This is a genomic window from Bacillus sp. YKCMOAS1 (assembly GCF_030268125.1).
Classification (GTDB): Bacteria; Bacillota; Bacilli; order Bacillales; family Bacillaceae; genus Bacillus; species Bacillus safensis.
Genome location: NZ_BSEI01000006.1, coordinates 141681 through 166132, shown reverse-complemented (window position 1 = coordinate 166132; position 24452 = coordinate 141681). Strand labels below are relative to the sequence as shown.

The 24452-nt window shown below is 43.3% G+C and carries 22 protein-coding genes and 1 pseudogene; 15 read left to right on the top strand and 8 right to left on the bottom strand.

Annotated elements, in window-relative coordinates; all coding sequences use genetic code 11:
* Window positions 1–222: 222 nt before the first annotated feature.
* Window positions 223–1668, top strand: coding sequence for an SLC13 family permease (locus QSJ46_RS17350; protein ID WP_047204243.1), 1446 nt, complete (start codon window positions 223–225; stop codon window positions 1666–1668).
* A 5-nt stretch (window positions 1669–1673) separates the two neighbouring features.
* Here QSJ46_RS17350 and QSJ46_RS17345 read toward each other — a convergent pair whose 3' ends face one another.
* Window positions 1674–2045, bottom strand: a complete 372-nt coding sequence (locus QSJ46_RS17345; RefSeq protein WP_285605089.1) for a hypothetical protein — start codon at window positions 2043–2045, stop codon at window positions 1674–1676.
* Window positions 2046–2128: 83 nt separating this feature from the next.
* Here QSJ46_RS17345 and QSJ46_RS17340 point away from each other — a divergent pair, with 83 nt between their 5' ends.
* Window positions 2129–2356: a hypothetical protein gene (locus tag QSJ46_RS17340; RefSeq protein WP_039177063.1), complete on the top strand. Its 228-nt coding sequence runs from the start codon at window positions 2129–2131 to the stop codon at window positions 2354–2356.
* On the opposite strand, the gene QSJ46_RS17335 is transcribed toward QSJ46_RS17340, so the two are convergent.
* Window positions 2337–2816: an Hsp20/alpha crystallin family protein gene (locus QSJ46_RS17335; RefSeq protein WP_039177065.1), complete on the bottom strand. Its 480-nt coding sequence runs from the start codon at window positions 2814–2816 to the stop codon at window positions 2337–2339. The two genes, QSJ46_RS17340 and QSJ46_RS17335, sit on opposite strands and share 20 nt — an antisense overlap.
* A gap of 65 nt (window positions 2817–2881) precedes the next feature.
* Between QSJ46_RS17335 and QSJ46_RS17330 the strand changes: the two genes are divergently transcribed.
* Complete coding sequence (locus QSJ46_RS17330; RefSeq protein WP_003213975.1) at window positions 2882–3139, top strand: hypothetical protein; 258 nt, start codon at window positions 2882–2884, stop codon at window positions 3137–3139.
* Between the two features lie 6 nt (window positions 3140–3145).
* Window positions 3146–3379, top strand: coding sequence for a hypothetical protein (locus QSJ46_RS17325; RefSeq protein WP_024424583.1), 234 nt, complete (start codon window positions 3146–3148; stop codon window positions 3377–3379).
* 36 nt (window positions 3380–3415) lie between these two features.
* On the opposite strand, the gene bcaP is transcribed toward QSJ46_RS17325, so the two are convergent.
* Together bcaP and QSJ46_RS17315 are read right to left on the bottom strand one after the other, a co-directional pair.
* Window positions 3416–4807, bottom strand: a complete 1392-nt coding sequence (gene bcaP, locus QSJ46_RS17320) for a branched-chain amino acid transporter BcaP (RefSeq protein ID WP_107164036.1) — start codon at window positions 4805–4807, stop codon at window positions 3416–3418.
* 180 nt (window positions 4808–4987) lie between these two features.
* Window positions 4988–6061 (bottom strand): tetratricopeptide repeat-containing glycosyltransferase family 2 protein, encoded by a 1074-nt coding sequence (locus tag QSJ46_RS17315; protein WP_285605088.1) that lies wholly within the window; start codon window positions 6059–6061, stop codon window positions 4988–4990.
* Between the two features lie 132 nt (window positions 6062–6193).
* Between QSJ46_RS17315 and QSJ46_RS17310 the strand changes: the two genes are divergently transcribed.
* A complete protein-coding gene (locus tag QSJ46_RS17310) occupies window positions 6194–8077 on the top strand; it encodes an ABC-F family ATP-binding cassette domain-containing protein (protein WP_285605087.1) in 1884 nt (627 codons plus the stop codon).
* A 30-nt stretch (window positions 8078–8107) separates the two neighbouring features.
* On the opposite strand, the gene folE2 is transcribed toward QSJ46_RS17310, so the two are convergent.
* A complete protein-coding gene (gene folE2 / locus QSJ46_RS17305; RefSeq protein WP_047204205.1) occupies window positions 8108–9004 on the bottom strand; it encodes a GTP cyclohydrolase FolE2 in 897 nt (298 codons plus the stop codon).
* A gap of 143 nt (window positions 9005–9147) precedes the next feature.
* Between folE2 and QSJ46_RS17300 the strand changes: the two genes are divergently transcribed.
* Window positions 9148–9573, top strand: coding sequence for a MerR family transcriptional regulator (locus tag QSJ46_RS17300; protein ID WP_039177074.1), 426 nt, complete (start codon window positions 9148–9150; stop codon window positions 9571–9573).
* A gap of 56 nt (window positions 9574–9629) precedes the next feature.
* The gene (locus QSJ46_RS17295) at window positions 9630–10820 is read left to right on the top strand and encodes an MFS transporter (RefSeq protein ID WP_285605086.1); all 1191 of its coding nucleotides are present in this window, start codon (window positions 9630–9632) and stop codon (window positions 10818–10820) included.
* A 46-nt stretch (window positions 10821–10866) separates the two neighbouring features.
* Here QSJ46_RS17295 and QSJ46_RS17290 read toward each other — a convergent pair whose 3' ends face one another.
* Window positions 10867–12420 (bottom strand): ABC-F family ATP-binding cassette domain-containing protein, encoded by a 1554-nt coding sequence (locus tag QSJ46_RS17290; RefSeq protein WP_024426645.1) that lies wholly within the window; start codon window positions 12418–12420, stop codon window positions 10867–10869.
* A 152-nt stretch (window positions 12421–12572) separates the two neighbouring features.
* On the opposite strand from QSJ46_RS17290, the gene QSJ46_RS17285 reads away from it, so the two are divergent.
* A complete protein-coding gene (locus tag QSJ46_RS17285) occupies window positions 12573–13715 on the top strand; it encodes a DEAD/DEAH box helicase (protein WP_047204204.1) in 1143 nt (380 codons plus the stop codon).
* 35 nt (window positions 13716–13750) lie between these two features.
* Here the strand turns inward: QSJ46_RS17285 and QSJ46_RS17280 are convergent, their stop codons facing one another.
* Both QSJ46_RS17280 and QSJ46_RS17275 read right to left on the bottom strand, forming a co-directional pair.
* Complete coding sequence (locus QSJ46_RS17280; protein ID WP_047204203.1) at window positions 13751–14755, bottom strand: NADP-dependent oxidoreductase; 1005 nt, start codon at window positions 14753–14755, stop codon at window positions 13751–13753.
* A 121-nt stretch (window positions 14756–14876) separates the two neighbouring features.
* On the bottom strand, window positions 14877–15254 hold the full coding sequence (locus QSJ46_RS17275; protein ID WP_039177083.1) for a YfmB family protein: 378 nt from the start codon (window positions 15252–15254) through the stop codon (window positions 14877–14879).
* Between the two features lie 221 nt (window positions 15255–15475).
* On the opposite strand from QSJ46_RS17275, the gene QSJ46_RS17270 reads away from it, so the two are divergent.
* The 7 genes and pseudogenes from QSJ46_RS17270 to QSJ46_RS17240 form a co-directional block, all read left to right on the top strand.
* Window positions 15476–15823, top strand: coding sequence for a YflT domain-containing protein (locus tag QSJ46_RS17270; protein ID WP_039177084.1), 348 nt, complete (start codon window positions 15476–15478; stop codon window positions 15821–15823).
* Between the two features lie 959 nt (window positions 15824–16782).
* Window positions 16783–17439 carry a class I SAM-dependent methyltransferase gene (locus QSJ46_RS17265; RefSeq protein WP_269772993.1) on the top strand — a complete coding sequence of 219 codons (657 nt, stop codon included), beginning with the start codon at window positions 16783–16785 and terminating at the stop codon, window positions 17437–17439.
* Between the two features lie 277 nt (window positions 17440–17716).
* Complete coding sequence (locus QSJ46_RS17260; RefSeq protein ID WP_039177087.1) at window positions 17717–18442, top strand: GTP cyclohydrolase II; 726 nt, start codon at window positions 17717–17719, stop codon at window positions 18440–18442.
* A gap of 32 nt (window positions 18443–18474) precedes the next feature.
* Window positions 18475–19278, top strand: a complete 804-nt coding sequence (locus QSJ46_RS17255) for a formylglycine-generating enzyme family protein (protein ID WP_039177089.1) — start codon at window positions 18475–18477, stop codon at window positions 19276–19278.
* A 4-nt stretch (window positions 19279–19282) separates the two neighbouring features.
* Window positions 19283–21040 carry a WD40 repeat domain-containing protein gene (locus QSJ46_RS17250; RefSeq protein ID WP_047204201.1) on the top strand — a complete coding sequence of 586 codons (1758 nt, stop codon included), beginning with the start codon at window positions 19283–19285 and terminating at the stop codon, window positions 21038–21040.
* 283 nt (window positions 21041–21323) lie between these two features.
* The gene (ribD, locus tag QSJ46_RS17245; protein ID WP_285605085.1) at window positions 21324–22406 is read left to right on the top strand and encodes a bifunctional diaminohydroxyphosphoribosylaminopyrimidine deaminase/5-amino-6-(5-phosphoribosylamino)uracil reductase RibD; all 1083 of its coding nucleotides are present in this window, start codon (window positions 21324–21326) and stop codon (window positions 22404–22406) included.
* Window positions 22407–22516: 110 nt separating this feature from the next.
* A pseudogene (locus QSJ46_RS17240) lies at window positions 22517–24452 on the top strand (exosporium glycoprotein BclB-related protein); the annotation flags it as partial.

Sequence of the window (24452 nt, the reverse complement as noted above, 5' to 3'; positions counted from 1 at the left end):
TTTTGATTAGATCCTCTATATTTTACAGTTATTGCTCGTGATTTGTATAGTTTCTCATAGAAACCTTACGGGTGAGACGGGACAAACGAACTGTGGTTTGTCCTTTATGGTGCCGAATTTCATCGTATGAAACATGACTTTCTGCCTGTTCTTTATAAAAAGGAAATCACTTTAGATCATCGAAGGATCATAAGGACAAAATCGCTTGAAAGCGATGATAAAATGGAGGGATGTTTCATCGCATATCAAAAAGTCAATATCACAGGATTATGGTTTGGGCCGTGTTTATTTCTCATCCTCATGCTTTTCATCCCAGAGACTGAACTGGCCTATGCACCTAAGGTGGTACTTGCCGTGACAGCCTGGACAGCTGCTTGGTGGGTGACAGAGGCATTGCCGATTCCGGCAACATCTCTTTTACCAATTATTTTGCTACCAACACTTGGAGGGCTGCCGATGGATGCAGCGGCAAAATCTTATGGTGACCCGATTGTCTTTATGTATATGGGTGGTTTTATGATTGCGATTGCCATTGAAAAGTGGCACTTACATCGACGAATGGCGCTGCATATCCTCAGCTTTATTGGGACAAGAAGTGATCGTATCGTGCTCGGTATCATGGTATCTACAGCTTTTTTATCTTTATGGATTTCAAATGCAGCGACTGCTTTAATGATGCTTCCTGTGGCACTGGCAATCATTAAAGAAGTGAAAGCCAATCAGATTTTAACAGGGCTTTCACTTGAAAAGTTTAGTAAGAGCATCCTGCTATCCGTTGCGTATTCTGCTTCCATCGGCGGCTTGGCAACACTCGTAGGCACAGTACCAAATGCAGTGTTTGCCGCGATGTCCAAAAAATTATTGGATCGAGAAATCATGTTTTTTGAATGGTTTTTATTTGGTTTTCCTGTCACGGTTGTGATGCTGTTTCTCTTATACTTATATTTAACTAAAATCCAGTTTCGAGTGGAGCACCAGAGTGATATGACAGCACACTTCATTCAAAAGGATTTGAAGGATCTGGGGAAGATCAAGCAAGAGGAGAAATGGGTTCTTGCGGTTTTTCTCATGACAGCATGTTTATGGATTTTTAAATCTTTTCTGTTCGGAGGAATCTATGTATCTGATACTTCGATTGCAATCTTTGGTGCGATACTGCTTTTTCTCATTCCATCAACTACTGGTGAGAGGATCCTAGAGTGGCCTGATATGAAACAGCTTCCTTGGGGAATGCTGCTTTTATTTGGGGGCGGTTTATCGCTTGCCACTGGATTTGCAGAAACCGATTTGACGGGCTGGATGGGGGAGAAGCTTCAACTGTTAAACGGTCTTTCTTATCTCATGATCGTGGTCATTTTAACAGCGGCTGTTCTTTTTATGACTGAATTTATGTCAAACACAGCTGTTGCCAATATGGTGATTCCGATCACTGTGGGGCTTGGTCTGGCGATTGGCATAGAGCCGTATGGTTTAATGGCCGCTGCTGCTTTGGCTTCCTCTTGTGCGTTTATGCTGCCGATTTCCACACCGCCTAATGCCGCTGTCTTTAGTGCGGATATGCTGAAAATATCTGATATGGTCAGGGCCGGCTTTTGGTTAAATATCATTAGTATTGTTGTGATTGTTCTTGCGGTCTATTTCTGGCTGCCAATTGTGCTGAAAAGCTGAATTGGTTAAGAAGATGACCTGGATCGAAAGGATACTGTCGGTGCTGGGTTTTCCTTTTCCTTTTCTTTTTCCTTTGGCTGCGGCATTGCGGTTGATTTTTTGAGCGGCGTGTCCTTTGGCGTATAATAGGTTGCCCCAATATTGAGCCTGCCTTGAAGCTGGTCAATAGAAAGCTCCCCAAATTCTAAATGGTAATCAATTTTGTCCACGTGCAGGGATTCGATATGAATATGTGTATCCTCTGAGACAGGAGGAGCTGGTGCAGACATTTTTTGCTCAAGAGCGGCGAGTCTTTTTTCTAGCTCAATGACAGATGGGGATGGACTGGATTCAGTTTTTTTAAAGAGTGATTGAATGAAATGTTTCAAGTAGACCACAACCTTTTCTTCCGCCTTACTCTAGTCTATGGAAAAGCTGCCCAGTATATACTTATAGAGATGACAAGAAAGGGGAGAAGTATATGCTGCCTACTCAGATTCACATTGCCCATATGAAAACGAATTCGATCGGCACAGGATCATCCATGACGTTCGGCTCGACGTTTGTTCGCAATCATTGCAGTACAATCAAACGAAACAATGGCTTTGGGGAACAGAATGCTGATGGCGTGATCACGATCCTGCCAATTGAAACAATTGATGATCGTGATCAAATAGACGCGGTGAGTATCAATATTCGTCATCTATGATGATAGCAGTCGCTTTTCCTTCATCCTTTTGCAGGCGGATGTAAAGTACACCGTCTTTAAAGGCAGCATTCATTTGACCAAGAATCATTTCTGGAAGGCGGATTTTCTTTTCAAACGGACCATACTTCCCTTGCTTTTGGCGAAAGTCCTGCTCGTTAAAAAAGGAAAAACGCTGCCCTTTCACAACCAAATATTCACCATATGATAACACCTGAACATCCTCCTTTCGGTAGCCAGGCAAATAAATTAAGTATTGAATTTCTGTAGGGGTTTCCACCATGTCGATTGGTGGAAACGACGCATCTGATCCCCGCTGATCCTGCTGTGTGAATGTAAATGGAGATGGACCGTTTGCCATAAAGGGGGATCTTTGCTCATCATCAAAGATCATTTTCCAAAAATCATCTCCATGCATTTGCTGGGCAATATCCATCCACTGTTTCATTTTTTCGAAGTCCATGTGAAGACCTCCCGTTAACATACTTGATGGGTGCTTGCATATACCTATAAAAAGGAGGTTTATCTGTGGTTCAACCAACTCCGTATATCAATATTAATATTTTCATGTTAAAAATTAATTCCTTTGAAAATGCGTCGGCGGTGAATGTCGGACAAAATTTGTTAGCAGAGTGGCAAAACTCAGATAAAAAAAATCAGGGTTACGGACAGAATTTTGGAGATGCCAGCGGTTTTGTCGGTACAAAAAGCCATGTAGATGATCGAGATCAAGTGGACTCACCTGCCTCTTTTTCACCAGCAGCTAAACCCATTCAAAGGAAGTGACGTGTGATGTTATTCTCACCTTCAGTCGTCAATGTCGGTGCTTTTAAAATCAATGCAATGGATCGGGGTGCATCACTGACGCTAGGACCTTATCAGCAGATTGATTATTTTCTCTCGATGAAATTAAATCAAGGTTTTGGTGAGGACAATGGAGATTGTTCACCGCTTGTCATTCCGATTTCAAGCGTGTTAGATCCAGATATGGTGGACTCAAATTCAGTCAAAAACAGCGTGGTTTAAGAAAAAAAAGAGACCGGGAATCCCCGAGTCTCTTTTCTAATTTGTTTCATTCAGATGGCTTTTTCGTCTTGCATAGGTGAAATAGACAACAACACCGATGGCGATCCAGATGAGGAAGGCTCTCCATGTCTCCCATTTCAGTGTGGAAGCCAATGTCATACAAATGATCGCACTGATAATCGGAAGCACAGGCACGAACGGTACTTTAAATGCTGCTTTAAGATTCGGATGTTTTTTCCGTAAAATGATGACCGCAATGGAAATCACCGTGAAGGCTGCCAGTGTACCGATGCTGACTAAATTCGCGAGCGTCGATAAATTCACAAAACCTACGATACACGCTGCGACTGCACCTGTCAGCCAAGTGTTGGCAACGGGCGTTTGTGATTTTGGATGAACCTTTGAGAAAATATTTGGCATAAGCCCATCGCGGCTCATCGCAAAGGTTAAGCGAACCTGTGCATATACCAAGGCAATGAGAACCGTTGTAATCCCAATAATAGCACCGGCTGATATGATACCCGCCACACTATTCAGGCCAACCACTTGAAGAGCAAATGCGACAGGATCACTCACATTCAGCTTCGTATAGTGAACCATGCCAGTTAAAACAAAGGAAACCCCAATGTATAAAATGGTACAAACACCGAGCGCTCCCATAATCCCGATCGGCATCGCTTTTTGTGGATTTTTGACCTCTTCAGATGCATTGGCGATTGCATCAAATCCAAGGTAAGCAAAAAAGACGGTGGCCGCGCCTGCAATCACGCCGTTAAAGCCCATTGGCATAAAGGGTGTCCAGTTTTCAGGTTTGACGTAAGCAAAGCCTGAGATGATAAAGAGTAGGACAATGGCAATTTTGATCAGCACAATGATGTTATTCAGCTTTGTGCTTTCTTTGACGCCTCTTGAGACGATAAAGGTGATGAGCAAAATAATGAGTGCGCCTGGAAGATTAAAGACGGCCCCATCAGCGGCTCCAGGTGCAGCTGATAAAGCCTTCGGTATGTGAAGACCGAATCCGCTGAGCAGTGATTGAAAATAGGACGACCATCCACTGGCCACAGCAGAGAGGGCAATGACATATTCAAGCATGAGATCCCAGCCCATTAAAAAGGCGAGAAATTCCCCAAGTGTTGCGTAGGAATACGTATAGACGCTTCCTGACACAGGAATAGACGAGGAGAATTCAGCGTAGCAAAAAGCGGCAAGGGCACATGCGATCGCAGCTAAAATAAAAGATATAATAATCGCAGGTCCTGCATCATTTGCCGCAGCAACCCCCGTAATCACAAAGATTCCAGTCCCGACCACACAGCCAATGCCAAGCAAGATTAAATCAAACGTATTTAATGAACGACTGAGCCGCTTCGTTTGACTTTCAAGCATGAGCTGGTCGAGAGATTTTTTTCGAAATAAAGAACTCATGTGGACCTCCTAATGGATAAATCTTTTCGTAAGACGAATGTTAGTATATGCGTAAATAACAATTTAGTCAATTGGTTGAAAAACGCTTTAAATCACTAAAGTATTAAACGTCACAACCGAAGAAGTGTATAAAAAGAGACATCCGCCGGGAGATCGAAGGCGGATGTGGTGTCAGACAATCTATGTCTGTTCAGCAAATATTTTTTCATTGTACAGCACACTTGGATGAGTTGGATGATGGGCGGAGGAGGCACGGTGATGTATTTTGGCTTGTTCCAGGTTGCCGAGCTGATAATAACAGTAGCAAAGCTGAAGGTGAGGATACCACGTTTTATATTGTGTAAGTGTGAAGGCTGTTTCGTTTTCAGGAGCCTTCAGCGCCTGCTCATACCAAAAGATGGCTGCTTGATGTTTATTTTGTATTTTTAAATGATCCCCGATCCGGCAGCAAAATTCTGGCCGGGGCTGATCATATAAGAAGGAACGTAATAATGAGGATAAGGCTGCTTCCTCATAGCCTTCCGCATAATAGCAGTCCGCTAAATATTGGCATGTGCGGATTTCATCCTCAATCCAGCACTGTTTTGTGTTTAAAAATTCATGATAAAAACGAATCGCTTTGACACGCTGACCGTTGTCTCTTAATTCATTGGCAAAGTAAAAGAGATCACGGGGTGTCATATCTTCTCCTTTTGCCAGCATGTCTTCATAAATTCGCAAGTTGCGCCCAGGCTCACCAGCAGTTGTTTTCTTGCGTTTTTGATGTGTGACGGCGATATCTGCAGGAAGGATGTTTCCATACACTTGAAGAAACTCATGAACGGCCCCGTACCACTGAAAGTTCAAGGAACGCTTCACAAGGCGATTTCTTCTATATTTGAAATTGACTTGACCGTTTTCATCGAATCCTACATGATAAAACATCGAAACGGCATCCACCGAGGGATCAAGTGTCTGTTTGAGCTGAAGCAGTTTTTGGCGATCTTCTTCAAGGAGAACATCGTCAGCATCGAGCCATAAAATATACTCTTTCACTGCATGTGAGAAAGCAAAGTTGCGTGCTTTTGCAAAATGCTGAACCCATTCAAAATCCAGCACTTTTGCTGAAAAGGAATGAGCGATTTCCTTCGTTTGATCTGTTGATCCTGTATCAACGATGATCATCTCATCGACAATGTCTTGAACAGACGAAAGGCAGTCCGCCAGCACCTCCTCTTCATTTTTCACAATCATACATAAGCTAATGGTTATCATCTTTAGATCACCTCTTCATAGTGTATCGAGCATCAAAAGGAAACATTCTTTTCTGCAGCGGGTTTTTTAAAACTAGTTTTCTGCTACTGGCTGATTTAAAATAAAGAAAGAATCTATGTAAGGGCTGATAAAATGAGTTTATTGAATGTTGAAGGATTATATAAAACCTATGGCGAGAAAACGCTGTTTGATCATATTTCTTTTCATATAGAACCAAAGGAACGCATCGGATTGATTGGTCCAAATGGAACAGGGAAGTCAACGCTTCTAAAGGTCATTGCAGGACTTGAATCGTTTGAAGAGGGTGACATCACGAAAGCAGGGACACTTGATATCGAATTTCTCGAGCAAGATCCTGAAATGAGCGGGAATGAAACGATTCTTGACTATATTTTTTCAGGAACGGCACCAATGATTCAAACGATGAAGGCGTATGAAAAGGCACTCGCCGATTTAGAGCATGATCCGCAAAATGAGGCAAAACAAGAGGCACTGATGCGTATGCAAAATCGAATGGATCAAGAAGATGCTTGGGATGCGAACCTTTCAGCCAAAACGATTTTGACAAAGCTTGGCGTGAAAGATGTAAGCCGCTCTGTACATGCATTATCAGGCGGACAGAAAAAACGTGTCGCCATTGCTAAAAATTTAATTCAGCCTGCTGGTTTGCTGATTTTAGATGAACCAACCAACCATCTTGATAATGCAACGATTGAATGGCTTGAAGGATACTTAAGCCAATATAGCGGTGCTGTCATCCTCGTGACGCACGATCGTTATTTCTTAAATCGGGTGGCCAATCGGATTTATGAGTTAAATCAAGGACAGCTTTATACGTATAAAGGAAATTATGAAGTCTTTTTAGAAAAAAGAGCAGAGCGGGAAGCAGAAGCTCAGGTGAAAGAAACAAAGCGTCAAAACTTGCTTAGACGAGAGCTTGCATGGCTCAGACGAGGAGCAAAAGCAAGAACGACAAAGCAAAAAGCACGTATCGGCAGAGTCGAAGAGCTGAAGGATCAAAAAGGACCTGATGCGAAGGGAGAGCTTGATTTTGCCATTGGCTCACACCGCTTGGGAAAACAAGTGATAGAGGCAGAAGACTTATCGATTTCATTTGCTGGCCAGACCCTTGTGGAGCGGTTTACAGATTTAATCGTGCCAGGCGATCGTATCGGTTTTATCGGACCGAATGGAGTCGGCAAAACTACTCTGCTGAACTGTCTAGCAGGTAAGATTGAACCAACTTCAGGACAATTGACCATTGGACAAACCGTTCGTATTGGTTATTACACGCAGGATCACAAGGAAATGAATGATGAGCTGACCATCATTGAGTACATCAAGGAAACAGCTGAGATCGTCAAGACGTCTGATGGCGCCATAGTCACAGCAGAGCAGATGCTGGAGCGCTTCCTTTTCCCAAGATCGATGCAGCGGACGTATATTCGTAAGCTGTCAGGGGGAGAACGCCGCAGATTGTATTTATTGAAGGTCTTAATGGAAGAGCCGAATGTTCTCTTTTTAGATGAGCCGACGAACGACCTTGATACAGAAACCCTCAGTATTTTAGAGGATTATTTAGAGCAGTTCCCTGGCGTCGTCATCACCGTGTCCCATGATCGTTATTTCTTAGACCGAGTGGTTCACCGCCTGCTTGTCTTTGAAGGAAATGGGCGAATCTCACACTTCCAAGGGGCTTACAGCGATTATATGGAACAGGAAAAAGAGCAGAAGCGGACAGAGACAAAGCCTGCTGAAAAACAAGTAGAAGCTGCGCCTAAAAAGAGAAAAAAACTTTCTTATAAAGACCAGCTTGAATGGGACGGGATTGAAGACCGGATACAAGCATTAGAGGAAAAACATCAGCAGCTCGAAACCAGCATTGCAGAGGCAGGCAGTGATTTTGGGAAAATTCAAGAGCTGATGGACGAACAAAAAGCCGTTGCGGAAAAATTAGAACAAGCAATGGACCGCTGGACAGAACTATCTCTTATGATTGAGGAAATGAATGAATAAAGATGTGGAAATAAAAACCTGTAGAGCGATCTACAGGTTTTTTTGATAGGAGCATTTGGCATACGCATCATGCTGATGGATGGATTCCTCATTACGACACTCGACTTGAAAGCCTTTAATCCATGGCTGCTCATATAATTCAATGGCAATTAATCTTGTGATATCTTCTACAAAGCGCGGATTTTCATAAGCCTCTTCTGTCACTTTCTTTTCATCAGGTCTTTTGAGCACGGGATAAAGCGGTGCGCTCGCATTGGACTCAATGATATGTAAAAGAACGGCCTTGATGTCGTCAGGGAGCGCTGCTTGTTCAAACAACTCTACTTGAATGGAAACAGACCCGCGCTGATTATGGGCACCATATTCACTGATTTCTTTGGAACAGGGACATAATGTTGTGACCTGTGCATCGCAGCCCACATGACAGGTCCATCCGTCCTTTTCATGAAAATGGACGTCATATTTGACAGTCGCATGCATCAAGCCTGACTGCCCGGTGACTGGACTTTGTTTTTCCATGTACCATGGAAAGGAAACTTGAACGGAAGCAGAGGATTGATTCATTTTCCGGGCGAGCGCGACCGTCAAATCTTTTAGGGTATTCACATCAAGCGGCTTGCTGCTTTCATAAAACGAGTGCAGCTGTTCAGTGAGACGGCTCATATGAATGCCTTTTTGATGGGCTGGCAGGGATGTACTCAGTGAGAATTCAGCAGTGGTTGTTTGGCGCTGTGGTGCTGTTTTAGATACGATATGTATGGGATAGGACATGCGACAGATCCCGACTTGTTGAAGATGAAAATAAAAGTCCTGCTCTGTTTTTTGAATGTCAGACATGTCCTCTTTTTGCCAAGGCTTTGTGCCAAGACTTGGCGGTACTGATCCAAATAGCTGGTGCCGTTCTACTTTAGGTGGAAATGAGCGCATATAGTACCTCCTGTAAATCGTAATTATTACTATTTATTTTGCGATAACATATGAAATAAATCAAGTGTTAAAACTTTGACGTTTACGTTAAGGTTATAAAGGTGTATAATAAAACATGAATTGATGAGCAGGAGGCACTGGCGATGGAATGGATGAAAATTGATCAAGTGGCGAAAAGAAGCGGACTGACAAAACGGACGATTCGTTTCTATGAAGAGATTGGTTTATTATCAGCACCAAAGCGGACTGAGGGCGGTGTCAGACTTTACTCAGAGGACGATATGGAAGAGCTAGAGAAAGTGATGCAGGCAAAAGAGGTACTCGGCTTTTCTTTACAGGAGCTTCAATCGTTTATGGAAATCGGAAAGCAGCTAGAGTTGAATAAAGAAGGCTACTTGCTGTCGCTTGATCCGAAGGAGCGATTAGAGAAGCTTTTAGATATTGATGCGCAGCTGACTGTGCAGCATCAATTGATAACAAAAAAGCTTGAAACGATTCAATCCTTTAAAAAGGATCTTGAAGCGATGAAAGAAAGAGCGGCTCATGCAATTGAGCAATTACAAAAATAAACACCTCTGCGTGTTTATTTTATTTTGTCAACATTTGAAGGAAAGGTTCTGATGGAATGAAGGAAGAAGAAGTGTTGAAACAGCGTACAAGTCTGCTTAGGCAGCCAAAAGCCGTTTGGGCTGTTGCCTTTGCGTGTGTGATTTCGTTTATGGGGATAGGACTCGTCGACCCGATCCTGCCAGCCATTGCATCGCAATTACACGCATCTCCAAGCCAGGTCTCTCTTTTATTTACAAGCTACTTACTTGTGACCGGCTTTGTGATGTTCTTTACCGGCTTTATTTCTAGTCGGATTGGTGCGAAATGGACGTTATTAGTTGGACTCATTTTTATTATTGTTTTTTCTGCTTTAGGTGGTACTTCTTCTACGATTAATGAATTAATTGGCTTTAGAGGCGGATGGGGCATTGGGAATGCTTTATTTATTTCAACTGCACTCTCTGTCATTGTTGGTGTATCTGTTGGAGGAAGTGCGAAGGCTATTATTTTATACGAGGCAGCACTAGGTCTTGGGATATCGGTTGGACCGCTGCTTGGCGGTGAGCTTGGCACAATTTCTTGGCGCGGGCCTTTCTTTGGTGTTGCCGTGTTAATGCTTATTGCTCTTTTAGCGATTACCTTTATGCTTTCACCTATGCAAAAGCCGCAGAAAAAAGTGAAATTATTTGAGGCTGTCGGGGCGTTAAAATATAAAGGGCTTTTAACGATGGCATCTGCCGCTTTCTTATACAATTTCGGTTTCTTTGTGCTTTTAGCGTATTCGCCATTTGTGCTCCATCTTGATGAGCATGGACTTGGATATGTCTTTTTTGGATGGGGGCTATTCTTGGCTGTGACCTCTGTCTTCTCAGCGCCAGTCATTCATCGCAAACTTGGGACATTGACCTCGCTTGTCGTTCTGTTTGCTTCGTTTGCTGTGATTTTATTCGGTATTGGGGTATGGACGTCTCATGCTGTGGTCGTGATCTGCGGAATTGTCATTGCTGGGGGAATTCTCGGTATGATCAATACAGTGCTCACGACAGCTGTGATGGGGTCAGCACCGGTTGAACGTTCAATTGCTTCATCCTCTTACAGTGCTGTACGATTTATTGGGGGCGCGATTGCTCCTTGGATTGCCGGAGTTCTCGCTGAATCCTATACAGCAAGTACACCTTATTATGTCGGGGCTGCTGTGGTTCTCTTAGGGATGATCATCCTGCTCCTTGGACGTAAACATTTGGTGAATATCCAAGCAGGTCATTAATTAGAAAAAGCCTTATATCTTTTGAAGATATGAGGCTTTTTTGTCGTTATAATACTTTTGTCGTCCAAGATTCGCAATTCCAAGTTTCGGTTGCCACATCTTGATAAAATTCAGGTTCGTGAGAAATCAATAAGACGCTGCCTTTATATTCTTTTAACGCGCGTTTTAGTTCTTCTTTTGCATCGACATCTAAGTGGTTTGTCGGCTCATCGAGAACAAGTAAGTTGGTTTCTTCGTTTATCAGCTTGCAAAGACGAACCTTTGCTTTTTCTCCTCCACTTAAAACAGATACACGGCTTTCAATATGTTTTGTCGTTAATCCGCATTTTGCAAGAGCGGCTCTGACTTCATATTGCGTGTAAGAAGGGAAGGTGCTCCATACTTCTTCAATACAAGTATTGCTGTTCTGCTCTTTTACTTCTTGCTCAAAGTAGCCAATATGCAAGAATTCTCCACGTTCCACCTCACCAGAAATAGGTGTGATTTCCCCAAGAAGACTTCGGAGCAGTGTCGTTTTACCGATACCGTTAGCACCGTACAACGCAATTTTTTGCCCGCGTTCCATTTTCAAATTCAATGGGCGGGAGAGTGGTTCATCATAACCGATGACCAAATCTTTCGTTTCAAAAATCAGTTTCCCAGAAGTACGTGCCGGTTTAAAATGGAATTCAGGTTTTGGCTTTTCTGCTGCGAGTTCAATCATATCCATCTTATCCAGTTTCTTTTGGCGGGACATCGCCATATTTCTTGTGCTGACACGTGCTTTGTTTCTTGCGACAAAATCCTTTAGTTCAGCCACTTCCTGCTGCTGTCTTTTATAGGCTGCTTCGAGCTGCTGCTTTTTGACTTCGTACACTTGTTTAAATTGGTCGTAGTCGCCAACATAGCGCGTGAGCTCTTGATTTTCAACATGATAAATCAAGTTGATGACACTGTTTAAAAACGGAATATCATGTGAAATGAGGATGAACGCATTTTCATATTCCTGTAAATAACGCTTCAGCCACTCAATATGCTGCTCATCCAAATAGTTGGTCGGCTCATCGAGAAGAAGAATTTCTGGCTTCTCTAACAGCAATTTCGCTAGCAGCACCTTCGTACGCTGACCGCCGCTGAGCTCCGTCACATCACGGTCCAACCCGAGATCTGTTAAGCCAAGACCTCTTGCAATCTCCTCGACCTTAGAATCAATGATATAGAAATCATTGTTTGTCAGTGCATCCTGAATGACGCCCACTTCCTCTAACAGCTTTTCCAGCTCATCAGGATCGGCTTCACCCATTTTGCCATAAATGTCATTCATCGCGGCTTCCATTGAAAATAAATAATGGAATGCATCCTGAAGGACTTCACGGATCGTTCTTCCCTTTTCTAGCACGGTATGCTGATCAAGATAGCCGACACGGACATTTTTCGCCCATTCGACTTTTCCTGCATCTGGCTCCAGCTTGCCAGTAATAATATTCATAAACGTTGACTTTCCTTCACCGTTGGCGCCGATTAAGCCGACATGCTCGCCTTTTAATAAACGGAAGGACACTTCGTGGAAAATGGCTCTGTCGCCAAAGCCATGACTTAAATCTTTAACAGATAATATCATTTTTTACACCTCAAATAGATTCAAAACGGCTAGTGCCTCTCATGATTATATCGAACTGTCCGGCTCGATAAAAGCATCAAAAGAAAAATTGCGTTTCAAAGCTGATTTTGAGATACTAAAGGATAGATTGAATGAGGATAAAGGAGATCGACATGACGGAAAATTGGGCATTTTTGAAAGAAGCAAAGCCATTTATTCAAGAGAACTTTCAAGCGGCTGGCTTCGAAAAACCAACAGCTATACAAGAAAAAACAGCAGAGTGGATTACGGAGAAGCGTGATGTGATCGCAGAATCGCCAACTGGAACGGGGAAGACACTTGCGTATGTTCTGCCGCTTTTAAATAAAATTGATGTCAATATCAAGCATCCGCAAGTCTTAATCTTGGCACCTTCAAGAGAGCTTGTGATGCAAATCTTTGATGTCGTGCAAGAGTTCAAACAAGGATCAGACATCAAAGCGGTCTCCTTGATTGGTGGAGCGAACATCAAGAAGCAGCAAGAAAAGCTAAAGAAACACCCGAACGTCGTTGTGGCGACACCTGGCCGAGTACAAGAATTAATCAAAATCAAGAAACTCAAAATGCATGAAGTCAAAACGATCGTATTAGACGAAGCAGATCAGCTTCTTGTGCCAGAGCATATGAAAACGATCCAAGCGATCATTAAGTCCACATTAAAAGAAAGACAAATCCTTTGTTTTTCTGCCACGTTGAAAGAAGAAACCGTTCAGCTGATCAAAGAAATGACATCTGAACCAGAAGTATTGAAAATTGCTAGAAGCGAGGAAGAAGCGCAGAAAGTGGGTCACTATTATCTGTTATGTGATCAGCGTGACAAAGTGAAACTACTGCAAAAGCTATCACGGCTTGAGGACATGCAGGCGCTCGTTTTTGTGCGTGACATTACGAACTTAAGCATTTATGCAGAGAAATTAGCGTATCACCATGTCGACCTTGGTGTCCTTCATAGTGAAGCAAAAAAAGCTGAGCGTGCTGTAATATTAAAATCATTTGAACAGCGTGAATTCCCGCTCCTCCTTGCAACAGATATTGCAGCAAGAGGAATCGATATTGATGACCTGCCATATGTCATTCATGCAGATATGCCAAATGAAGAGGGCTACATCCACCGTTCAGGCAGAACCGGACGTGCTGGAAAAGAAGGCGCAGTCATCAGTCTTGTCACACCTCAAGAGCAATCAATGCTGAAAAAAATGGCGAAAAAGCTGAATCTTTCGCTTGAAGAAATTGTGTATAAGCAAGGCCAGCTGCACCTTGCGCCTAAGCAGGCATAAGAAAAGGACCCTTCCATATGGAGGGGCCTTTTTTGTTATGAAATTTTGACAAGCTGTTTTCCGACATTTTCCCCTTTGAATAATCCAAGGAATGCATCAGGAATGTTATCAAAGCCTTCAATGATTGTTTCTTTATATGTGAGTTTGTCTTCTTTTACCCATTGTGCGAGATCCTTCGCTGCCTCTCCAAAACGATCTGAATAGTTGGCAACGATGAAGCCTTGCATCAATGCGCTTGTTTTGATGAGTTTTGTTTGCACACGCGGTCCGATATCTTCGCTCGCACTAATATTATAAGAAGAAATGGCACCGCATACTGGAATGCGTGCAAAACGGTTCAAATGATTCATCACCGCATCTGAAATCTCGCCGCCTACATTGTCAAAGTACACATCAACGCCGTTAGGACAGGCTTTTGCAATCGCATCATCTAAATCACTCGTTGTTTTATAATTAATCGTTTCATCAAAGCCTAATTCTTTTAAATAAGCGAGTTTATCATCAGATCCGGCAATTCCCACGACGTGTGCGCCTTTGATCTTAGCGATTTGTCCCACAACGGAACCAACGGCACCTGCGGCTCCAGAAATGACAACCGTCTCGCCTTCTTTTGGCTGGCCAATCGCAAGCAGGCCAAAGTAAGCGGTTTGCCCTGGCATCCCCAAAATGCCTAAATAATAGGACAATGGCGCAATGGACGGATCAATTTTAGTCAGAGATTCAGCTTTGGCAGTGGAATATTCTTGCCATCCAAGGAAACCAAGGACAAAATCACCCTTTTCAAATTGAGGCGATTTCGACTCAACGACTTCTCCGACGACACCGCCCTGAATCACTTCATTTAGCTTGAACGGAGGTGTATAGGATTTTGTATCCTGCATTCGTCCTCTCATATAAGGATCTACAGAAACATATTTCGTTTGAATCAAGACCTCTCCATCTTGCGGCACAGGTATATCTACTGTTTCAAAATGAAAAACATCTTTTGTAGGTAATCCTTTTGGACGTTTAGCTAATTGAATTTGCTTTTGTTGACTCATGTCAAATCCTCCCTTTCACTTACAGCCTAGATTTACATTAACATGATGCTTCTTTTCGTTCAAAACATACGGTCTTTTCAAAACACACACAAAAAAGCAGCCGCCATCTCATTGGAGGGGACTACTTTTTCTGAAAAGATACAGAGAGGAGCGGCGGGAGACAGCCAAACAGCTGATACACATCCGCATCACGTTCTTTTAACAAATATTCGTTTGCATTTTGCATGGAGGCTTTCATCATATCGCGCGTCACAAAAGGAAAAAGGATATTCAAATATGAGGACAACAGGTCTTGTGGATCTTGTTCAATTGACTCGATATCTCCAATGTTAATAATGATGGAAAAGAGATAATCAATGGAGATGCGAAAGTGCTGTTCGGCAAACAATGTAAGCGGCTTTGTATTTGCTTCTTCAGGATTCCACTTTTGAAAAAGCTGTTTCACCAAATCACTGACAACCCAAGCATTAAACTGCTGCTCCGCTGAAAAGTAATACATCAGCTCTCCCTCATTTCTAGCCTCCAGTATAAGAATTGTACAACAAATCCACAGGAATGAACACGATATTTCAGAAAATTTAGTCATTTTAACAGGCTTTTTGTCAAAAATAAGTCGATAGGCATGGTATGTTCATTAAGCAAATTGGATGTGCTCTTGTAAGGTTTAATGTCAAAAGTGACGGGTAAAAGATTCGTAAGACGTTAAAGGAGGAATATAAAATGAAACCTGTTGTAAGAGAGTATTCAAATGATGAAACACTTCAAAGAGATGTAGAGCAATTAAAATCAATCGGTGTTGCAAGAGAAGACATTTATGTTCTATCCCATGACGATGATCGAACAGAGCGTATTGCAAATAATGCAGATGCCAATACGATAGGCTCAAGAGAAGTTGGACTTAAACATGCGGTCGGGAACATCTTTAGTAAAAAGGGAGATGAGCTCCGCAATAAAATTCATGAAATTGGTTTCACCAAAGAAGAAGCTGAGACATTTGAAGAACATTTAGATGAAGGGAAAGTGCTTCTCTTTGTCACAGATCATGAAAAAGTGAAAAACTGGGCGTAAACGCCAACTGAAAAAGCCTCTTACTTTTGTAAGGGGCTTTTTTTCATGCCTCCATGTCTGAAGGAGAGACATATATCTTTTTTACGATAAAAAACAAATACGGAAGTATGGAATAAATAGTAAACTCTCTAATTGAAAATGCCGCTATACCAAAGAAAAACAAGGGGAATCAGAAAAAATAGTCGAAATATCACAAAAAACCATTCGGGAAATAATTATTGTATCTTTCTATTTTGATTTAAAATTAAATAAAAAAATTGTGTAATTTAGTAGATAAATTTCTTAGTTCTATTGGTTTAAATTGTATTTTTGTGTAGAAATGATTGTTTTAAGGTCAAAAAACCACGAAAAATACCTGTATTTTCAATTAGAAAATTCATTTTAATGTTTAGGAAATAATTTGTTGACAAAATAAACTAAAAACAATATATTTGGCTTATTCCAGTCATTATGGAATTAGTTGTTAAATTTCTGACGAGTTTATTCGGAGCATAACTTAGTGAAAGGGGGTGGCAGAAACCAAGGCCTAAGCGCCTTTAAGTTACAAAAGTGTCTACTAAAACAAAAAAAGAATCATTTACTTGAAAAAAAATGATAGTCATTCTAAACAGTAGATTGGTTTTTCTACTATGAACACTTTGCAAGAGATAGTCAAAAGGCGTTAAGTCCTTATACAAAAGAGAAAGCGGTTTCAATAAAGGATGTGAGTTGATCGAACGGTGAAGGAGGTGAACTCATATGAAAAAAAGAGAGAACAAGCTGAGGCGAGGCGGCCTTCAAACGGCTGCATATGAGGAGGATGAATGCTGAAAAAGAAGAGTGAACATGTGGGATGCTGCTCTCCTTTTTCAGACAAACAGATTTTCCTAAAAAATCCATCTCTCATTCTAACATAAGGTTTTTGGCTTGAAAACCACCTTTGCCCGAAAAGACGATTGTGAATTGAAGGAGGTTTCATGATGAAAAAGGCTTTGTACCATGAAGACAGTGGATTGTATTTAGAAAAGATGCGCATGGCATTCCAAGAGCATTATGAGCAAAGAACAGATATGTGGTCCACTGATCCATCCTTAACAGACGCAGCAGTGAGGTCATTAAAGGCATGGCGTTCAAGGGAAAAGAATGCACTTGCTTCTGTACTGGATATCGGATGTGGCAACGGCCGTGCACTTGAACATTTAAGCGGGCTTTCCGCATATGTCGGTATCGATCTGTATGAGCATGAGGAGTGGGAAGGGTTACAGAAAAGAGAAACAGTTCCTGTCCACTTTGTTCATCAAGATTTTATGTCATGGTCCATGGATCAGGGACGCGGGATGCAGTTTGATTTAATTTTAGATCATGGCTGCTTTCATCATCAACATCCTGATGACCATGAACGTTATTTAAAACAGGTCTCTTCTTTACTTCATGAAGGCGGTGTCTTTTCACTTGTTGTCTGGGGAGAACAGTGGAAAACAGGATTAATCGGAGAAGATGGTCGTTTTCATTTTTCATTTTCAGATTCTCAGCTTGGCGAAAAAATTTGTACATCAGGTCTGGAGCTTGTATCCATATCACCGTTACAAGCGAAGGCCGGAATAAGCCAGCATCATGTCATTGCCGTCAAAATCTAGTACAAAGGTGAGTGATTCAAAGCTAGCAGAGGTGTTCAAGTTAAGAACGAGCGTCTGCCAATCAAGGGTGTTTGCTGCTCTGACAGAAAAGCATATGAACCAAGATTTCTGCTCCTTTGTACTGGAAATGGACAAGGTCTAAAGCGATGAGAGACACTGCACATTCATTTCCTTCTGCGGGAGCACACAGGCAGAGGGAGTGCATACACATATTCATCACTCCATCACTGCGCTATGGGAGTCGATTTGGGTGCAGTGATGAATAGGGGGGAGACAAATGAACAAGTTTGTAGATGAATTACAATCAATGATTCATCATTTTACCTTTCAAGAAAAACACTATTTGCTCGTGGGGCCTGTGAATTTGCCAATTTCCATTCAACATGAAGAAGTGCCATTTAAGTGGTATGCCTTCGCACGTGTTGAACGGGATACAAAACCAACGATCGAATCGATTGTCCAAATGAGTACCGCGCAGCAAACCTTTTCCTCTTGTCTCTTATTTGGCGACTTTGAAAATGAACGGCCGCCGCTTGTGCGAATCCATAGTGTCTGCCAAACAGGTGATGTGTTTGGGTCACTGAAATGTGACTGTGGTCCACAGCTTGCATTATCGCTGAAGAAAATCACCGATTACGGAAAAGGCATGCTGGTGTATATGGCCAATCAAGAAGGGCGGTCTATTGGGCTGATGGCAAAAGCATTGACGTATAAATTACAGGAAATGCAGCTGGATACTTTTGAAGCCAACCGTCTGATCGGCTGCGGAGATGATGATCGGCATTACGAGGAAGCAGCAGCAGTTCTGCACTATTTAAACAAAGGGAAACCATTGCATTTACTAACGAACAATCCAGATAAAGTCGATTCTATTGCAGCTTACGGTCTTCCTGTTTTGCGGTTTGATCATACGGTCGAAGCCTCTCTCTACAATGAAGCCTATTTAAAGGCAAAAGCAGCCTCAGGGCATATGGTCGATGAGAAGAAATTAATTAATCAATAGACGAGTTTATTGAAAGAAGGCGGGAGAAAAGCGTGAAACCTGATATCAATTGGATTCAAATTCCAAGCGGCTATGCAACGATTGGAAGTAATGAAGAAGATATGAAAAAGGCATCAGAATACTGGAAGGACAAGCTGCTCAATCCAACCTACGGCCGTGAGAAAAAATTTCAAAAATGGCTGTACAAAGAATTTCCATCCTATCAGCCGTATATCAACGAATTTTTTATCTCAGATACGGTCGTCAGCAATGAACTGTATCAAAGCTATTGTGATGAAACAGGCCAGACATACCCGGAGAGTTTAACGAATGAAGAGCTTGGCGGGGGAAAAGATCATCCAGCTTGGGGCATGGACATTGAGGAAGCCTTCTCGTTCTGTCAGTGGCTGAGCGGGAAACTGGGGATGGATGTGTCGATTCCTACGGAAGAAGAATGGGAGTATGCTGCCCGGGGAAACACGAGAAATCAATATCCATGGGGAGATGAGTTTGATCCTTCTTACTGCAATACGCACGAATCAAATATTGAAAAAACGACGCCTGTCCGTCATTACGAAAAGGGCAGATCCTTATTTGGTCTTTATGATATGGGGGGCAACGTCGAGGAATGGGTCAACACCAAATATCATGTATATGAAGGCGGCATCGAGGTCGTCGATGATTTAACGGAAACACTCGGAAGTGACTACTACATTTTAAAAGGCGGCTCCTTCGCAAGAGGTGGAGATTTATGCAGAGTCGCAAGAAGACACGGGAAGCACCCAGATCCCGTTTTTCGATTTACTGGTTTTCGTTTAGTGACTCGTCAAAAACAACATATAAAGGTGGGAGTGTAAAACTATGCATAGAGGACCAATTACATCTGTTTTATCAACTCAGCACGACCAAATCGTTTATACTGGCGGCTATGACCGCTGTATTTATCAGTGGAACCGGGCGACGGGAGAAGGAACGTTTATTGGCAGTCACGAGCATATCATTAACTCAATATCTCTTTCTGAAAACGGAAAGTATTTAGCGAGTGCATCGTCAGACTATACCATTCAGTTATATGATACAGGCACAAATACCCGAATTCGCACGTTGTTTGGTCATGCGGATGATGTAGAAGCCGTCGCTTTTGCGAAGCAGGATACTTTGCTTGTATCCGTGTCCAGAGATAGAAGATGCTTAGTGTGGGATATCGAAACGGGTGCTATTTTAAGAGAATTCCATGGTCATAGCAAAGATGTATTAGCTGTATGGATACATGGTGATAAAGCTTACACAACAGGTGATGATGGATACGTCCTTGTATGGCTGTATGAGACCGGAGAAATTGTAGGGGAAATCGGCCCGTTTGATTATGAGCTGGATACAATCAGCGGCAGCAATCAAAAAGAAGTATTCGCACTTGGCAGAGATGATGGCACCGTTATTATTTACGATGCAGCGACTTTACAGGAGAAGAAAATCATCAAAGCCCATTTACAGGGCGTCAAGCGCGTGAATTTTTCTCCAAGCGGCAATTACTTGCTGACAGCAGGCTACGACCATTTAATTAAGCTGTGGAATTATGAAACAGGTGATTTAGTCGATACGCTGCTGCCTCATAAATATCAGTGGGAGCGCTCGCTTGTCTGGACAGAGGATGAGAAGTCAATACTAGGAGCCAGCTTTGGAAAAACATATTGTGAATGGTCGATTGAAAAGGGCAAAGTCATATCAGATGAGATCGAAATGGCGACACCATCTATCAATGATATTGCGCTGACTGATGCAGGTGATATTATTACCGCATCAGATGATGGAAAATTCAGAAAAAACGGAATTGAAATTGCCAAATCGACGGGTGTTTTAACAAATGGAGTAGCTGTTGCACGGGATGGAAGCTATTATGCGTGGGGAGACCATGCAAGTCAGGTGCATATTGTTCATGAATCATTACAGCAAATGGTTTCGTTTGATCTCAACACAGGTCCGGTCAACAGCGTGTATTTCCACGAGGAGGATCGTCAATTTTATATTGGAACTTACGGCGGTTATGTACATGTCATTTCAACAGAACACTTAAAGGAAATCGGCCGTTCCAAAGCACACGATTGTGCGGTCAAAGCATTAAAGGTAGAAGGAGATCATATCATCACAGCAGCAGTTGAAGGAACCATCTGTCTTTTAGATAAAAAGAGTTTGTCCTTAAAAGCGGAATACATCGGTGCGACAGAGCTGTTAAATGATGTCTTTATTGATAGTAAACGAGACCGTATCGCCATTGTCAGCCGTGACAAGAATGTGAGATTGTTTGATTTGCATACAGGAAGAATTTTAGACCAGCATAACGAACACCAGTATTCGATTAAATCGGTCACAGTCACAGACTCTGGCTATATTGTAAGCGGTGATTATTGGGGCTATATCGTAGTGTGGAATCCAGAGCTGAATGTCAACACCGGCCCAATTAGAATTGCCCAAAATGGGATTAGTGCCATCAGACAATTAGGCAATGATGTATACGCAAGCTCATACGACGGCGGGATTTATCACGTTCGAGAAGATGGGACGCATACCGAAGTACTACGCTTATTCGAACAATTTCCGAAAGAAGTAATCTCTCATTAAGAAAAAGAATGTAAGCGGGGGATTCTCATGATAAGTGTTTGCAAGGAACATATGAAAAAAGGTCTGTCTGTACTCAATTGTCCGCATGTGCTCCTCATTAATAAATATGAATGTCGCAAATGCTGTTTTTGTAAACAACGAGCATCTTATAAACTTTTTTATTCCTTGCCTTACTATGATCGATCTGAAAAGAAACGGATGGAAAAAATATAGCACATGAGAATAGAACTCCTTCATTCCCTGAAGGAGTTCTTTCCCTTGAAAGAGAGGAAAGGAGACTTACATGAAAGACGATGTTTTTTATATGAAGCTAGCGATTGCCAACGCAAAGGCCATGAAAGGACAAACCTCACCAAATCCGCTTGTCGGGGCAGTAGTAGTCAAAAAAGGTGAGATCGTCGGAATTGGTGCTCACATGAAGGCGGGCGAACCGCATGCTGAAATTCATGCGCTGCAAATGGCAGGAGATAAGGCGAAGGGAGCTCATATGTATGTGACGCTCGAACCTTGTTCGCATCATGGAAAAACAGGGCCTTGCTCAGAAGCCATAATAAAGAGCGGGGTGAAACGTGTGGTCATTGCCACTCATGACCCAAATCCGCTTGTAGCAGGTAAAGGGGTCACGATGTTGAAACAAGCAGGGATAGAAGTAGAAGAAGGGATATGTAAACGGGAAGCGGACAGCTTAAATCTTCCTTTTTTTCATTCCATACAATCAGATCTTCCATATGTCATATTAAAAACAGCCATTTCGTTAGACGGGAAAATTGCAACAGCTCATCAAGAAAGCAAATGGATTACGGGAACAGAAGCGAGGAATGAAGTGCAGCAATTACGTCAAGAAGCAGATGCTGTGATAACAGGCGTCGAAACCATTATTCAAGATGATGCAGGTCTTATTGTAAAAGATTCATTCGTGACACAGCCCATTCGTGTCATTTTAGATTCCACCTTAAGGATTCCGCTTCATGCGAAATGTTTAAACGATCATATGGCAGAAACCATTATTTGTACTTCAAACAAGTACGATCAAAAAAAATATCATCAACTGATGCAAAAAGGAATTCAAGTATTTGTCACAGGCGGAGAAATTCGGACAGATCTTCATGCGGTGTTACGTATGTTGAAAAAGCGTTCTGTGATGTCGGTACTTGTGGAGGCGGGAGGAAGTGTGAGTGCATCCTTTTTAGAAGCATCACTTGTGAACGAAGTCATTATTTATATGGCACCATTATTAATTGGAGGGAAAGATGCACCTACTTTCTTTGAAGGAGAAGGTACGAAAACATTAAAAGAAGCCATCCGTCCAAAAGATATGGATTATAGTATGGTAGGAAAAGATTTAAAAATGACGATGAGACTTTAATGAAAGAAAGATCTTGTACATGAAGTGCAAGGTCTTTTGATTAATAAAAAAATAAAAGTGTACATACACCTTTCTAAATCATGATGAATACGATGGATGGGGGTGATTCCATGAAAAGATGTAGGCAATGTGGTAAGACATATCCAACTCATTCGACAGACCACTACCAAAAAGGAAGCTGGTATGATGCGTATAAGGATGATGGCTGGGAATGTGATAGTTGTAAAAAAGGGAAATCAGAAAAGCAAAGGAAACCAGTGAAAAATCCTTGCTGCGGAAAAGATCCTTGTGTTTGTGTGATTCAAGGTCCGCCAGGCGGGAGAGGAAGAAGAGGCCCAGCAGGTCCAGCGGGTGCAGTGGGTCCAGCGGGTCCGGCAGGACCAGCAGGTCCAATCGGTCCAACAGGCGTAGGTTTAACAGGCATCCTGGCATTTGATCCAGCAGTAGCACCAACCTACCCAGTAGGTCAAGTGGTGACATACGATGGCAGTACGTATGTGGTCAGTTCAGCACCGCCATTAGGGACGCCAGATACGTCGGCGGATTATACGTTATTAGCCGCTGCGGGGGCAACGGGTACAGGACCAACAGGTGTCACGGGAGATCCAGGACCAACGGGAGAGACTGGGGCAACAGGTGTAGGTTTAACTGGGGTCGTACCGTTTGATGCGGGTGCAGCGCCAGGGTATCCAGTAGGTCAAGTGGTGACATATGACGGTGGAACGTACCTTGTGAACACAGCATCGCCAACAGGTACACCGGATACGTCCCCAGACTATACGTTATTAGCAGCCGCAGGCGCGACCGGCATAACTGGAGCCACCGGTGTCACCGGAGCCACAGGGGAGACTGGAGTAACTGGAGTCACCGGAGCAACGGGAGAAATAGGTCCAACCGGAGCCACCGGTACGGGTGTGACCGGGGCAACAGGAGCAACGGGAATCACCGGAGCGACTGGAGTCGGATTATCCGGCGTCGTAGTGTTTGATCCAGCGGTAGCACCGACGTATCCAGTAGGCCAAGTGGTGACGTATGAAGGTGGAACTTATATCGTCAACACAGCACCACCAACAGGCACACCAGATACGTCCCCGGATTATACGTTATTAGCAGCTGCAGGCGCGACCGGCATTACTGGAGCAACCGGCGTCACCGGAGCCACAGGGGAAACCGGAGCAACTGGCGTCACGGGAGCAACGGGAGAAATTGGTCCAACAGGAGCTACAGGCACTGGTGTAACAGGGGCAACAGGAGCCACAGGAATCACCGGAGCGACTGGAGTTGGATTATCCGGCGTCGTAGTGTTTGATCCAGCAGTGGCACCGACGTATCCAGTAGGCCAAGTGGTGACGTATGAAGGTGGAACTTATATCGTCAACACAGCACCACCAACAGGCACACCGGATACGTCCCCAGACTATACGTTATTAGCAGCCGCAGGCGCGACCGGCATTACTGGAGCAACCGGCGTCACCGGAGCCACAGGGGAAACCGGAGCAACTGGCGTCACGGGAGCAACGGGAGAAATCGGTCCAACTGGAGCCACCGGCACAGGTGTAACAGGAGCAACAGGGGAAACAGGTGCAACTGGAGTCACGGGAGCAACGGGAGAAATCGGTCCAACCGGAGCCACCGGCACGGGTGTAACAGGAGCCACAGGAATCACCGGAGCGACTGGAGTTGGATTATCCGGCGTCGTAGTGTTTGATCCAGCAGTGGCACCGACGTATCCAGTAGGCCAAGTGGTGACGTATGAAGGTGGAACTTATATCGTCAACACAGCACCACCAACAGGCACACCAGATACGTCCCCAGACTATACGTTATTAGCAGCCGCAGGGGCGACCGGCATTACTGGAGCCACCGGCGTCACCGGAGCCACAGGGGAAACTGGTGTAACTGGACTTCCAGGAGTAACCGGAGCCACGGGCGTAACAGGGCCGACTGGAGTGACAGGAGCCACAGGTCTAACTGGACTTCCAGGAGTAACCGGAGCCACGGGCGTAACAGGGCCGACTGGAGTGACAGGAGCCACAGGTCTAACTG